Origin of the sequence: Cyanobium sp. HWJ4-Hawea (assembly GCF_024345815.1) — a bacterium.
GTDB lineage: Bacteria > Cyanobacteriota > Cyanobacteriia > PCC-6307 > Cyanobiaceae > Cyanobium_A.
This window is the reverse complement of record NZ_JAGQBV010000011.1, coordinates 23,665-36,448: the sequence shown is the minus strand read 5'-3', so window position 1 is coordinate 36,448 and position 12,784 is coordinate 23,665. Positions and strand designations below refer to the sequence as shown.

General features: G+C 65.8%; 14 protein-coding genes. 9 read left to right on the top strand and 5 right to left on the bottom strand.

Features of this window, described 5'->3' with window-relative positions; all coding sequences use genetic code 11:
- Positions 1 to 34 precede the first annotated feature (34 nt).
- Both lysS and KBY58_RS04120 read left to right on the top strand, forming a co-directional pair.
- Entirely contained in the window at positions 35 to 1,531 is a 1,497-nt protein-coding gene (gene lysS / locus KBY58_RS04125) for a lysine--tRNA ligase (RefSeq protein ID WP_255003078.1), read from the top strand.
- A gap of 43 nt (positions 1,532 to 1,574) precedes the next feature.
- Positions 1,575 to 1,838, top strand: a complete 264-nt coding sequence (locus KBY58_RS04120; protein WP_048016474.1) for a hypothetical protein — start codon at positions 1,575 to 1,577, stop codon at positions 1,836 to 1,838.
- A 4-nt stretch (positions 1,839 to 1,842) separates the two neighbouring features.
- On the opposite strand, the gene KBY58_RS04115 is transcribed toward KBY58_RS04120, so the two are convergent.
- From KBY58_RS04115 to egtB, 4 genes are read right to left on the bottom strand one after another with little or no spacing between them, the layout of a single operon-like run.
- Complete coding sequence (locus KBY58_RS04115) at positions 1,843 to 2,664, bottom strand: YdcF family protein (RefSeq protein ID WP_255003077.1); 822 nt, start codon at positions 2,662 to 2,664, stop codon at positions 1,843 to 1,845.
- A gap of 42 nt (positions 2,665 to 2,706) precedes the next feature.
- Positions 2,707 to 2,937 carry a hercynine metabolism small protein gene (locus KBY58_RS04110; RefSeq protein ID WP_255003075.1) on the bottom strand — a complete coding sequence of 77 codons (231 nt, stop codon included), beginning with the start codon at positions 2,935 to 2,937 and terminating at the stop codon, positions 2,707 to 2,709.
- 18 nt (positions 2,938 to 2,955) lie between these two features.
- Positions 2,956 to 3,927, bottom strand: coding sequence for an L-histidine N(alpha)-methyltransferase (gene egtD / locus KBY58_RS04105; RefSeq protein ID WP_255003074.1), 972 nt, complete (start codon positions 3,925 to 3,927; stop codon positions 2,956 to 2,958).
- A gap of 19 nt (positions 3,928 to 3,946) precedes the next feature.
- Positions 3,947 to 5,224, bottom strand: coding sequence for an ergothioneine biosynthesis protein EgtB (gene egtB, locus KBY58_RS04100; protein ID WP_255003073.1), 1,278 nt, complete (start codon positions 5,222 to 5,224; stop codon positions 3,947 to 3,949).
- A gap of 66 nt (positions 5,225 to 5,290) precedes the next feature.
- Between egtB and KBY58_RS04095 the strand changes: the two genes are divergently transcribed.
- Complete coding sequence (locus tag KBY58_RS04095) at positions 5,291 to 6,319, top strand: cysteine synthase A (protein WP_255003072.1); 1,029 nt, start codon at positions 5,291 to 5,293, stop codon at positions 6,317 to 6,319.
- Entirely contained in the window at positions 6,319 to 8,286 is a 1,968-nt protein-coding gene (locus KBY58_RS04090; RefSeq protein ID WP_255003071.1) for a serine/threonine protein kinase, read from the top strand. Before KBY58_RS04095 ends, KBY58_RS04090 begins: the two co-directional genes overlap by 1 nt.
- Here KBY58_RS04090 and smpB read toward each other — a convergent pair.
- Positions 8,283 to 8,780 (bottom strand): SsrA-binding protein SmpB, encoded by a 498-nt coding sequence (gene smpB, locus KBY58_RS04085; protein ID WP_255003070.1) that lies wholly within the window; start codon positions 8,778 to 8,780, stop codon positions 8,283 to 8,285. The genes KBY58_RS04090 and smpB overlap by 4 nt on opposite strands.
- 62 nt (positions 8,781 to 8,842) lie before the next feature.
- On the opposite strand from smpB, the gene ruvB reads away from it, so the two are divergent.
- The 5 genes from ruvB to KBY58_RS04060 are packed head-to-tail and all read left to right on the top strand — an operon-like array spanning position 8,843 to position 12,764.
- Positions 8,843 to 9,913, top strand: coding sequence for a Holliday junction branch migration DNA helicase RuvB (ruvB, locus tag KBY58_RS04080; RefSeq protein ID WP_255003069.1), 1,071 nt, complete (start codon positions 8,843 to 8,845; stop codon positions 9,911 to 9,913).
- A 17-nt stretch (positions 9,914 to 9,930) separates the two neighbouring features.
- Positions 9,931 to 10,680 (top strand): tetratricopeptide repeat protein, encoded by a 750-nt coding sequence (locus tag KBY58_RS04075; protein ID WP_254934649.1) that lies wholly within the window; start codon positions 9,931 to 9,933, stop codon positions 10,678 to 10,680.
- A 38-nt stretch (positions 10,681 to 10,718) separates the two neighbouring features.
- Positions 10,719 to 11,951 (top strand): amidohydrolase, encoded by a 1,233-nt coding sequence (locus KBY58_RS04070; protein ID WP_255003067.1) that lies wholly within the window; start codon positions 10,719 to 10,721, stop codon positions 11,949 to 11,951.
- Positions 11,948 to 12,181, top strand: a complete 234-nt coding sequence (locus KBY58_RS04065; protein ID WP_255003066.1) for a DUF3188 domain-containing protein — start codon at positions 11,948 to 11,950, stop codon at positions 12,179 to 12,181. The genes KBY58_RS04070 and KBY58_RS04065 overlap by 4 nt, the downstream gene beginning before the upstream one ends.
- Positions 12,174 to 12,764 carry a HEAT repeat domain-containing protein gene (locus tag KBY58_RS04060; RefSeq protein WP_255003065.1) on the top strand — a complete coding sequence of 197 codons (591 nt, stop codon included), beginning with the start codon at positions 12,174 to 12,176 and terminating at the stop codon, positions 12,762 to 12,764. Before KBY58_RS04065 ends, KBY58_RS04060 begins: the two co-directional genes overlap by 8 nt.
- Positions 12,765 to 12,784: the final 20 nt, after the last annotated feature.

Genomic DNA, 12,784 nt, shown 5'->3' with positions numbered 1-12,784 from the left:
CCTGCAGGATGGGCCCAGCTGATCGCTGCCTGCCTTGTCGGATCTGCGCGAGACCCGCCTTGAAAAAGCTGAAGCCCTAGCGGCTTTGGGTCAGGGGCCCTATGCCCTGCGCTTTGAGCCCAGCCACCGCACGGCCCAGCTGCAGGAGGCCCATGCCGATTTGGCCAACGGCACCGAGAGGGATGTGGCTGTTTCCGTGGCCGGCCGGGTGATGACCCGTCGGGTGATGGGCAAGCTCGCCTTTTTCACCTTGGCCGATGAAACCGGCCCGATCCAATTATTTATTGAGAAGGCCACCCTCGAAGCGGAGATTCTGGACGATCCCGAGGCCTTTGCCCACCTCACCTCCCTGGTGGATGCGGGCGACCTAATTGGGGTGCAGGGCAGCCTGCGGCGCACCGATCGGGGCGAGCTCTCGGTGAAGGTGAAAGGCTGGACCATGCTCAGCAAGAGCCTCCAGCCCCTGCCGGATAAGTGGCATGGCCTGGTCGATGTGGAGAAGCGCTATCGCCAGCGCTATCTAGACCTGATCGTTTCACCCCATACCCGGGAAACCTTCCGGCGCCGGGCCCAGGCGGTGAGTGCCATGCGCCGCTGGCTTGACGATCGCGATTTCCTGGAGATCGAAACGCCGGTGCTGCAAAGCGTGCCGGGCGGTGCCGATGCCCGGCCCTTTGAAACCCACCACAACGCCCTCGACCTGCCGCTCACCCTGCGGATTGCCACCGAGTTGCACCTCAAGAGGCTGGTGGTGGGAGGTTTTGAGCGGGTCTATGAGCTCGGCCGGATCTTCCGCAATGAGGGGGTGAGCACTCGCCACAACCCCGAATTCACTTCCGTGGAGGTCTACCAGGCCTACGCCGACTACACCGACATGATGGAGCTCACCGAGCAGCTGCTGGCCCACGTCTGCCAACAGGTTTGCGGCAGCACCCAGATCACCTACCAGGGCACGGAGATCGATCTGGCTCCGCCCTGGCGGCGGGCCACGATGCACCAGCTTGTCGAGGACGCCACTGGCCTTGATTTTACCCAGTTCGGCAGCCGCGATCAAGCGGCAGCAGCGATGGGGGCCCAGGGGTTGGAGGTGCCGGCCTTGGCTGATTCGGTGGGACGGCTGTTGGTGGAGGCCTTTGAGCAGAAGGTGGAAGCGGATCTGATCCAGCCCACCTTCGTGATCGATTATCCGGTGGAAAACTCCCCCCTCGCCCGCGCCCACCGCAGTAAGCCCGGGATGGTGGAGCGTTTTGAGTTGTTCATCGTGGGCCGCGAGACCGCCAATGCATTTAGCGAGTTGATTGATCCGGTGGATCAGCGCCAGCGGTTGGAGTCCCAGCAGGCCCGCAGGGCAGCCGGTGACCTGGAGGCCCAGGGGGTAGACGAGGACTTCATCCAGGCCCTGGAGGTGGGGATGCCCCCCACCGGCGGCCTGGGCATTGGCATTGATCGGCTGGTGATGCTGCTCACCGACAGCCCCTCCATTCGCGATGTGATTGCCTTCCCGCTGTTGCGGCCGGGCGCAGTGGGATAATGATCCTTAATAGGACATGTCCCACCACGGGAACCTCTAACCAATGAGCGGTGAGCGCGTCGGTTTTCGCTTCAAACACGCGGATGCGGTGGTGAAGCGCAACCCCCAGGGTCGCTCGCGGCGCGGCTGGGTGATGGAGCCGGTGGAGCAAACCACCAGCCGCGGCACCAAGATGCCCGCCTATCGGATTCGCTGGCGAGACAGTGAACGCCCCGAGATTGTGCTCCAGCACATGCTGATCGCCGATCCCGATCCCACCCCTCCCCCCGAAGGCGTCAGCCTGGTGCCACCGGCACCTAAAAAATAGGGGGCTAGCCCCAGCCCTTCAGTTTGTAGGTGAGTAGGCCGATGTGCTCCTTCAGGGCAATGGTGCTTAGGTAGAGGAATTCGGCATCGGGCAACAGGCTCTTGAGGGTGTTGCCGGGGCTGGGGCGGCCGTAAAAAGCCCGGCTTGGGAGCTGATAATCACAGGCCACGGGGATCACCGTCAGGCCACTGCGCTGCTGGAAGGTGGCCAGGGCCCTGGGCATGTGGAAGGCGCTTGTCACCAATAGGACCCGCTTCCAGCCACGGTTTTTGGCCAGCAGGCCGATGTCTCTGGCTTCTTCGGCGGTGGTGCGGGAGCCTGGATTTACCAGGATTTGGCCTGGTTTTGCCCCCAGCTCCAGGGCCAAATCCCTGGCCCAGAAGGCCTCTGGCGGGGCCGGATCGGCGGCGGTGAAGCTCACCTGGGCGCCGCTGGTGATCAGCACAGGCGCCCTGTCTTGGCGCAATAGCCGCAGGCCCGTAAGTAGGCGATCACCGCCCTCTGCCACCTCCACTGCGCGCCTTGGCGGCAGCTGGGGCCTCAGGCCGCCGCCAAGCACCACCACCGCATCAGCCCTGGGGATTGTTTTGGGCGTGAGGGCGGCACTGCGCTCCTCCAGGCCCCAGACCAACTGCCGCGCCGTCAGGGGCATGGCAAAAATCCACAGCAGGGCAATGCCGCTGCCCGAAAGCCAGCGGCCCCAATAGCATTTGTGGCCACGGGCGGCTTGCCTGGCTTGGCCAATTTGCCCGGTGAGTTGCAGCAGCAAAGCCAAGCCCAGGGGATAGAGGGCCAGGGGCAGCAGTTTGCTCAGCAGAAACCCCATGGCGGGCACTTGGGCAGGTGGTTTGTGGTTTTGTTTTTGGGTTTAGGCGCTTTCTGGGGCGCGGGTGATTAGGGGCGCTTCGATTTCCTCCTGTAGGGGCGTAATCGCGGCCTCCCTGGAGCGAAGCAGCAACTGGGTCAGGCGGGCGATGGCCCCTTCGCCGAGGTCCTTTTCGCTGATTCGATCAAAGGCGTCTCGGTAAAGATCCTCGAGCTCGTCAATCAAGCCTTCGCGCACCTGGCGCATGGCCGCCCGCTGCTCTTCCCTGCCCATTCTCAGCTCCGTGCTGCCTCAGCAGAGTCTGCCCGCAATGGCGGGGTCTGCTTGCACCAGCAGGTGCAACGACAAATCCCCCTGGGGATCACTCCAGCTTTGGCTGCAGCTCCAGCCTGCGGCCGCGGCCAGGGCCCTAAAGGCCTCGGGGTCGTATTTGAAGCTGTGTTCAGTGATCAATTCCTCGCCGGCGCCGAAGCTCCAGACCTGGCCCGCCAGTTGCACCGATTGCTCCCTTGCACTCACCAGGGCCATGGCGATCCGGCTGTGCTCCGCCTCCCAGCGGGCCCGATAGCTAAATAATTGGGGATCAAAATTGCCGGCCAGGTCGCGGTTGAGCCGCACCAACAGATTTTTGGCAAAGGCCGCCGATACCCCTGCCGCATCGTTGTAGGCCGCTTCGAGCCGCTCCACGGCCTTGGGTTGGTCGATGCCGATCAACAGTTTCCCCCCGGGGCCCAGCAGCTTGGAGAGCTGGCAAAGCAGGGCCTGGGCATCCGTTGGGGTGAAATTGCCGAGGGAGCTGCCTGGGTAGAAACCCAGCCGGGCTTGGCCCTCCAGCAGGGGATGGGCCGGCAGTTGGTCCAGCTGGCTGTAGTCGCAGCAGATACCCAGCACGGGCACCTGGGGGAAGTGCTGGCGCAATTCGACGCAGGCGTTTGCCAGGTGCTCGGCGCTGATGTCGAGGGGTACGTAGGCGGGCGGTTTGAGCGACCTGAGCAGGGGGCCGACTTTGCGGGCGCTGCCGGCGCCAAATTCTACCAACACCCCCGGGCCCAGGGCCTGGGCTAGGGCAGGGGCATGGCGCTCGAGCAGGGCCGTTTCGGTGCGGGTGAGGCCGTATTCCGGCTGCTCACAGATCGCCTCAAACAGCCTGGAACCCTCGGCGTCGTAGAGCAGCCAGGCGGGCAGCTGCTTGGGCTGTTTGGCCATGCCCAGGCTGACCAGCCGGGCCACGTCGGCCGCTTGGGGGTGCAGGTCGATCAGCATGCAATTGGCAGGGCCCTGTTCAGGTGTCTTTGGCGAGCCGCAGGCCGGAGGCCATCCAGCGGCATGCAGGAGGGTAGTAGTTGCGGTAGCTGGGCCGGGCATGGCCGGGCGGTGTGAGGAAGGAGCTGCCCCTAAGCACCATCTGCGAACTCATGAATTTGCCGTTGTATTCCCCCACTGCCCCTGCCGCCGGAGCAAAGCCCGGATAGGGGCGGTAGGGGCTGGCGGTCCATTGCCAGAGCAGTCCATTTGCCTGGGGAAGCTCTGCCTGGGCCAGTGGCGATTGGGCTTGGCTAGCTGCCACCTCCCACTCGGCCTCCGTTGGTAGGCGTGCCCCGGCCCAGCGGGCGTAGGCATCGGCCTCAAACCAGCTGAGGTGGCGCACCGGTGCCTGGGCTTGCCGTGCCTGGCGACCACCCAGGCTGAATTCCCACTCCCCGCGCCAGTAGCGGGGTGCCTGCCACTGTTGCTGCTGCGCCCTGGCCCAGCCCTCACTCATCCACAGCTCGGGCCGTTCGTAGCCCCCGTCGGCGATGAAGCTGGCGTACTCGCCATTGGTAACCAGCCGACTGGCCAGGGCAAAGGGCTCCAGCCACTGGCGGTGCCGGGGGGTTTCGTTGTCGAAATGGAAAGCTTCGCTGTCTATGCCGATGCTCACCAAGCCGCCGGGATGGTTTAGCCATGGGCCAGGCTCCGGGCTCCAGTCCTGTTGGTAGGAGCTTTCGTATTGGCTTTCGTAGGCGCCTCCGTAGGCGGGCTCGAGCGGGTTGCGGCTGAACCCATCGAGTAGGTCTGTGAGCAGTAGTTCCTGGTGTTGCTGCTCATGTTGCAGCCCCAATTCCAGTAGCTGCAGCCAGCGAATTGCCTCCGGAGTGCTGGGCTCGGCCAGGGCAGCATCCAAAACGGCCTCCAGGGACGCATCCACCCGCTTGCGCCAGGCCAAAACCCCATCGATTGGCGGGCGGGTCAACAGACCGCGCTCCGGCCTGGGGTGGCGGGCACCAACGCTGTCGTAGTAGCTGTTGAACAGGAAGCCCCAGCGGGGATCGGCCGCCTCAAATGCCGCCAACGCCCCCCTGAAATGGGCCTTGAAACAGGCCGCCTCCAGCAGGAAGGTTTCAAAAAACCAGGTGGTATGGCCCAGGTGCCATTTGGGTGGGCTGGCATCCGCCATCCCCTGCAGGCAGAGATCCTCCGGGTCGAGGGGGGCAATCAGCGCCACGCTGTGGTGGCGCACCACTTGCAGGCGAGCCAGCAGCTCTTGGGGTGCCGTGCTGGTGCCCGTCGCCACAGCCATTGATCCCCTACTAAAGGCCCGACCTTAGGGAGCTTGCCTACGATCGCGCCACAGCCAGATTGTTTGATGCAGGCCAGCGCCATGGGCGAAAGCGCTTCCGGAATTACCAATGGGTTTGTGGGCGCGGTTGGCGATACCCCGCTGATTCGGCTGCATGGGCCCAGTGAGCTCACCGGTTGCACGATCCTGGGCAAGGCCGAATTCATGAACCCCGGCGGTTCGGTGAAGGATCGGGCAGCCCTGGGGATCCTGTTGGAGGCCGAGCAGGAGGGGCTGCTGCAGCCCGGGGGCACGATCGTGGAGGGCACCGCCGGCAACACCGGCATTGGTCTCACCCACCTCTGCAACGCCAGGGGCTACAGGGCCCTGATCGTGATCCCCGAGACCCAATCAGCCGAGAAGATCGGCCTGTTGCGCAGCCTTGGTGCCGAGGTGCGCACGGTGCCCGCAGTGCCCTACCGGGATCCCAACAACTACGTAAAACTCTCCGGCCGCATTGCCGAGGAAACCCCCGGTGCCGTTTGGGCTAACCAGTTCGACAACCTCGCCAACCGCCGCGCCCACTACAACAGCACCGGCCCGGAAATTTGGCGGCAAACCGCTGGCGGCGTCGATGCCTGGGTGGCCGCCACCGGCACCGGCGGCACCTATGCCGGGGTGGCCCTCTATCTAAAGGAGCAGAACCCCAAGGTGCGCTGTGTCCTGGCCGATCCCCATGGCAGCGGCCTCTATGGCTGGGCAAAGTCTGGCGACCTCAGCATTTCGGGAAGTTCGATCACCGAGGGGATTGGCAACAGCCGGGTCACCGCCAACCTGGAGGGTGCCCCGATCGACGACGCCGTGCGCATCGACGACCAATCCGCCCTCGACACCATCTACGGCTTGCTCTGGCAGGAGGGGCTGTTTTTGGGGGGCTCGGTGGGCATCAATGTGGCCGCGGCCGTAGAAACGGCCAGGCGCCTGGGCCCTGGCCACACGATCGTGACCGTGCTCTGCGACAGCGGTGATCGCTACCGCTCCCGCCTCTACGACGGCGACTGGCTGGCGGGCATGGGCCTGCGCCAACCCCAAAGGTTTGGGCTGGAGGCGGGCTGATGGATTTGTCTGTGGAGATGTTGACGGGCCAGTTGATCGCCGAGCGCTATCGGCTTGAGCAGTGCCTCAGCGATGGGGTGCAGGGCAGGCTGTGGCGCGCCACCGACACCCTTGCTGGAGATTCCCCCGTGGCCCTGCGCCAACTTGGGGCCAACCAGGACCGGGGCCAGGCCCTGCAGCTGTGGAGTCGGCTGCAGGGGTTGCTCCATCCCCAGGTGCCCCGGTTGGGGGCTGCCATAACTGCTGGAGACCAGCTCTGGTTGGTGCGCGAATGGCAGGAGGGCCGCACCTATCAGCAGTTGCTTGAGGCCCGCTCCGAGCGCCAGCTGGTGTTTGGTGCCGGCGAGGTTTTATTGCTGCTGCGCCAGCTCCTGCCCGTGTTGACCGTGCTCCATGGCCAGGCGCTGGTGCATGGCGATCTCTGCCCGGCCAATCTGCTGCGCCGCGACCGCGATGGCCTGCCGGTGCTGCTGGATTTCGGGCTGGTTTGCGGCCTGGCCTGCGTTACGCCCGGCTACGGGCCGCCGGAATTGGCCCGGGGCTGCAGTCCGGAGCCCTGGATGGATCTCCACGCCCTGGGGGTGATGGGCTTGGTGTTGCTCAGTGGCGAGGCTCCGGCCCAGCTGCTCGATCCCCTCAGCCTGGAGTGGCGCTGGCCCGGCACTTTGAAGGAGAGCCCGGAGCTCCAGCCCCTGTTGGCGCGCCTGTTGAGCCGGGATCCCGGCGAGCGTTTTGGCACTGCGGCCCAGGCCCTGGCGGCCTTCCAAACCCTGCCTATGCCCGAGAGCACTGGCCCGGTGCCCCGGGCCGATCGCACAGTGGTTTTGGTGCCACCGGCTGCAGTGCAACCCGAAGCCAGCACCCCTGCGCCTGAACCGGCACCAGCAGCACCGCCAGAACCGGCTCCCTCTCCAGAGCCTGCTTCGGCACCAGCCCCCAGCCGCAAATCCAGCCGCAACCAGAGCCGCAGCGAAGAGCGGGAGGAGGCCGCCGAGGGTGGGGTTTGGCCGGTGATCATTGCCCTGGTGATTTCAGCGATCGTGGGCACGGCCCTCGGTTGGCTGTGGTTGAGCCGCGGCAAGTTTTCCCTGCCCCTCCCCCAAACGGGTCTGCAGCTGCCCCGCAGCCTGCCTTCGGCGGAGGTGGACCAGCGCCAGCAATTGCTAAATCGCCTACGGGCACTCCAGGTCGACCGGGCCTGGTTCCTCAAATTGGTGGATGCCGGTTTGCTGGCCCAATTCCCGGAGCGGGGTGGCCGTTTGCCCAGCGACTCCCTCGACGACGCCCCCCTGCGCAAGGTTTGGAACGAGCTGGCGGAGGAGTGGTTGGCGCGGGTGGAGCAGTTGCCCCTCGCCATTCGCCAGCGCCTTGGCACCTACAGCGAAGGCGATTGGCAGCGGCGCCAAAGCTCCCTGCTCAGCCAGGGTCTGAGTTCCGCGGTGTTGCGCCAGCTGGTTTCCGGCAGTGCCCAAAACCTGTTGCCGGGGCGCCCCGGCGAAGACATTCCCCCAGAACCCTTCCGGCAGCTCTGGTTTGCGGCGGCTGAGCAGAGCCTTGCCAACGTGCAGATCGAGGCGATTCAGGCCCAGCCCCTGGAAACCCGGGTTCTCTCTGCCCAGGTGGATGCGGGCGGAGCACGCCTGTTCCCCGTGCGATTGCCGGCCGGTTACCGGTTGGTGTTGGGGGTAAATGGGTCCCCATTGATGCAGATGAGTGTCTTTGGCGCCGAAGGCAACTTGCTGGAGGCCAAGGGTCCGCTGCGGGTGGTGAGCCTGGGCGCCCAATCCCGCTCTCCGGTGCAGCTGCTCGTTACCAATGAGGGGGTGGCACCTGGGCTGATCACCCTTTCTTTGCGGGCCGATCCGCCAGCCCCCCGGATCCAGCCAGTGGCGCCCATAACACCTGAGGTGTTGCCGCCAATCAACGAACCACCACCAGTGGCACCACCACCAGCACCGCCTGGCTAGAGGCGGGCGATTGCCTGCTTTGCGTCCTTGATGTCCTGTTTGCGGCGCTCCTCATTGCGCTTGTCGTGCAGTTTTCGGCCCTTGCCCAGGCCGATGGTGGCCTTGATCCAGGAACCTTTCAGGTGCAGGTTTAGGGGGATCAGGGTCAGGCCCTTTTGATCGAGGGCAATGCGCAGCTTGTCGATTTCCTTGCGGTGGGCCAGCAGCTTGCGCACCCTCAGGGGTTCGTGGTTGAAGAAGGCGCCAGCGTGGCTGTGGGGGGAGATGTGCACGTTGTGCAGTTGCAGCTCGCCCTTACGGATCAGGCAAAAGCCGTCGCGGAGATTGGCGCTGCCGGCCCGAATTGATTTCACCTCGGTGCCCAGCAACTCCAGGCCGCATTCCACGGTTTCGAGGATCTCGTATTGGTGGCGCGCGAACCGGTTGTCGGCAAGCAATTTGTTGGCGGCATCGCGCAGGGCCTTAGCGCTTTTTTTGCCTCCCCCCTTCGCCATTGCTGCTTCCTAAGCGTCCCCTTGCACTTCCGACCCTAGGGAGCCCCCGTTACCCTCGCTAGATGGCGATCGTTTCCTCCAACGCCGGCCGGGAGCCGGCCAAGCCGGCGTCGCGGCTGGTGGATCCGAATCCGACTCCAGGGGCTTCAGAAGAAAATCCAGGGGCAAATCCGGAGTTGATTCAGCGGGAGGACGGCCTGCGCCCCAAGCGCTTTGCCGACTACATCGGCCAGGCCGAGCTGAAGCAGGTATTGGCGATTGCGATTGAGGCCACCCGCAGCCGTGAAGAGGCCCTCGACCACGTTTTGCTCTATGGCCCCCCCGGCCTGGGCAAAACCACCATGGCTCTGGTGCTCGCCGAGGAGTTGGGGGTCCGTTGCCGCATAACCAGTGCCCCGGCCCTGGAGCGCCCCCGCGACATCGTGGGTCTGCTGGTCAATTTGCAGCCCCGGGAGCTGCTGTTTATCGACGAAATCCACCGGCTTAACAGGGTGGCTGAGGAAATCCTCTACCCCGCCATGGAGGATTTCCGCCTCGATCTAACCGTGGGCAAGGGCACCACGGCCCGCACTCGCAGCCTGCCCCTGGCCCCCTTCACCCTGGTGGGCGCCACCACCCGGGCGGGTTCCTTGAGTTCGCCCCTGAGGGATCGTTTTGGCCTGATCCAGCGGCTGGAGTTCTACGGACTTGACGACCTGCAGGCGATCGTGCAACGGGCAGCCGGAATTTTGGAGTTGCAGCTGGAGCAGGAGGCAGCCCTGGAGGTGGCCCGCCGTTGCCGCGGCACCCCCCGCATCGCCAATCGCCTGCTTAGGCGGGTGCGGGACGTGGCCTCCGTGCGCGGCCATCAGCAGATTGGCCGGGCCCTGGTGGATGAGGCCCTGAGCCTGCACCGGGTCGATGGGCGGGGCCTGGATGCCAGCGATCGGCGCCTTCTCACCCTGGTGCTTGAGGGCTATGGCGGCGGACCGGTGGGCCTCGACACCCTGGCGGCGGGCCTGGGGGAAGACGCCTCCACCCTGGAGGCAGTGGTGGAGCCCTACCTGCTCCAGTTGGGTTTTTTGCAGCGCACTCCTAGGGGTCGGATCGTCACCCCCGCGGGCCGGGCGCACCTGGGCTGGGCGGCGGCGTGATCCCCTCCCTGTTGGCGATGCTTCTGGCGGTGCAGCTGGCGACCCAGCTGGCCCTCCCCCAACTTTTTGATCAGGCCCTGGCCGCCAGCCGCGAGGGCAGCTTTGCTGATGCCTTGGCGCTTTGGGACCAGGTGATCGAGGTGGCCCCCAGGGATGCGGCGGCCTGGAGCAACCGGGGCAATGTGCAGCTCGCCCTCGGGGATCCCGAGGCCGCAATTGCCGACCAAACCGAGGCGATTGGGCTGGAGCCCGAAAGCCCCGACCCCCACCTCAACCGGGGCACCGCCGAGGAGGCCTTGGGCCAGTGGCAGGCGGCAGAAGCCGATTACCGCTGGATTTTGGCCCTGCCGCCAGAACAAGCTGGTGAAGTGCGGGCCTCTGCCCTCTACAACCTCGGCAACGTCCAGGGTTCCCTGGGCGATTGGCCAGCGGCCCGGGATGCCTTCCAGGCGGCGGCAGATGAGCGACCCGGTTTTGCCATGGCCCGCTCCAGCCTCGCCCTGGCCACCTTTCAATTGGGGGAGCTGGATTCGGCCGAAAGGGAGCTCCGCAACCTGATCCGCCGCTATCCGCTGTTTGCCGATGCTCGCGCTGCCCTGACGGCCCTGCTCTGGCAAAAGGGTGCCTTTGGAGAGGCGGAGAGCAACTGGGCCGCGGCCTCGGGCCTCGATCCCCGCTATCGCCAGGGAGAATGGTTACTGCAGACCCGGCGCTGGCCCCCTAAACCGGTGCAGGCCCTTGGCCATTTCCTGGCCCTGGAGGCGTGATGAACGGATTGGCAACCCACGGCTTGGCAACCAAAGGCTTGGAAACTCCCGTACTGGAAAAGCTTGGCCTTGAGGCGAGCCTCCAGGAGGCCCTGCCGGATTTGATCCAACTGCGCCGTCATCTCCACCGCCACCCCGAACTCAGTGGCCATGAGCAGCAAACCGCGGCCCTGGTGGCTGGCGAGTTGCGGCGCTGGGGCTGGCAGGTGCAAGAAGGCGTGGGGCGCACGGGGGTGGTGGCTGAACTGGGGCCGAGCGGCGAAGGGGTTCCTTTGGTGGCCCTGCGGGTCGACATGGATGCCCTGCCTATTGAGGAGCGCAGTGGCTTGGATTACGCCTCCATCCACCAGGGCCTGATGCATGCCTGTGGCCACGACCTACACACGGTGGTGGGGCTGGGAGTGGCCCAGCTCCTGGCGGACCTGGACCAACGCCAGCCCGGCCAGCTCGGCGCCAGGGTGCGGCTGCTGTTTCAACCGGCCGAGGAAACGGCCCAGGGGGCCAGCTGGATGCGCGATGCCGGGGCGATGGATGGGGTGGACGCCCTATTTGGCGTGCATGTCTTTCCGAGTTTGGCGGTGGGCACGGTTGGGGTGCGCAGCGGCAGCTTGACCGCGGCGGCGGGGGAATTGGAGGTGGAGGTGATCGGCGAGGGCGGCCATGGGGCCAGACCCCACCAATCCACCGATGCGATTTGGATTGCGGCCCGGGTGGTGAGTGGTTTGCAGGAGGCGATCAGTCGCCGCCTGGATGCCCTGCAACCCGTGGTGGTGAGCTTTGGCCGCATTGAGGGCGGCAAGGCCTTCAATGTGATTGCCGACCACGTGCGCCTGTTGGGCACGGTGCGCTGCCTCGACACCGAGCTCCATGCCCAGCTGCCGGCCTGGATTGAGGACACGGTCCAGGCCCTTTGCCAAGGCCATGGCGGCCAGGCCCGGGTGCGCTATCGCTGCATCTCGCCGCCGGTGCACAACGATCCCGAGCTTACCCAGTTGGTGGCTGCGGCAGCCACTGAGGTGCTGGGGGCCAGCCAGGTGCAGTGGCTGGATCAACCCTCTTTGGGGGCCGAGGATTTTGCCCACCTGCTCGAGGGCACCCGCGGCACGATGTTTCGCCTGGGGGTGGCCGGCCCCGAGGGCTGTACCCCCTTACACAGCAACACCTTTGCCCCCGACGAGGCTGCCATTGCCGTGGGCATCAGGGTGCTCACCGCCAGCCTGCTGCGCTGGATGGCCGGGTCCAGCCAACCAGCGCCGGAGTCAGCGCCATGAAGCAACGCCCCCTGCTCCAGGGCCTGCTGGCCCTCTCCTCGCCCCTGTTGATTGCCCTGGCGGTTGTGGTGCTGCTGCAGCGCCAGGGGGTCGACAAACTCCAGGCGCTGCCGGCCCTGTTGATTGGCTCCGGCCTTTTGATCAGCAGTGGGGTGCACCGCCGCCGCTGGCGCCGCGAGTTGCTGCTCGCTCTCCGCCAGGATGAAGACAAGCAGGAACCCCATGGCTAATCCCTCCCCTGATCTCGATGCCCTGCGGGCCGCCATTGGCTCCGGCGACCCCAGCCGAGCGATGCCCGCTTTGGTTGGTCTGCGAACCCTGCCCGAGGCCCAGGCCATTCCCCTGCTGCTGTTGGGTTTGGAGCAGCAGGAGTTCATGGTGCGCTCCCTGAGCTGTGCGGGCCTAGGAGTGAAGCAGAGCGAGGTTGGCTGGCTGGCCCTGGTGCGGGCCCTCCAGCATGACGATGACGCCAATGTGCGCGCCGAGGCGGCCAATTCCCTGGTGAGCCATTCCCTGGAGCGCTCCTGGCCCCTGTTGCGGGCTGCCTTTGCAGCTGATCAGCAGTGGCTCGTGCGCTGCAGCATCCTTTCGGCCCTGGCGGAGCAGCCCGGGATTGAGGCCGCCTGGCTGTTTGAGCTGGCCGAGATGGCCATCGCCGATAGCGATGGCACCGTGCGGGTGGGGGGCACCGAGATCCTGGGCCGCTTGGTGCGCGACCACGGCCATGGCGAGGCCCGTCTGGCCCTGCAAGCGATGCAAAGCGATTCCGACCACAGGGTGGTGGCGGCGGCCCTCAACGGATTGCAGGCCTAGGCGGCCCCAGGCCAACCTTG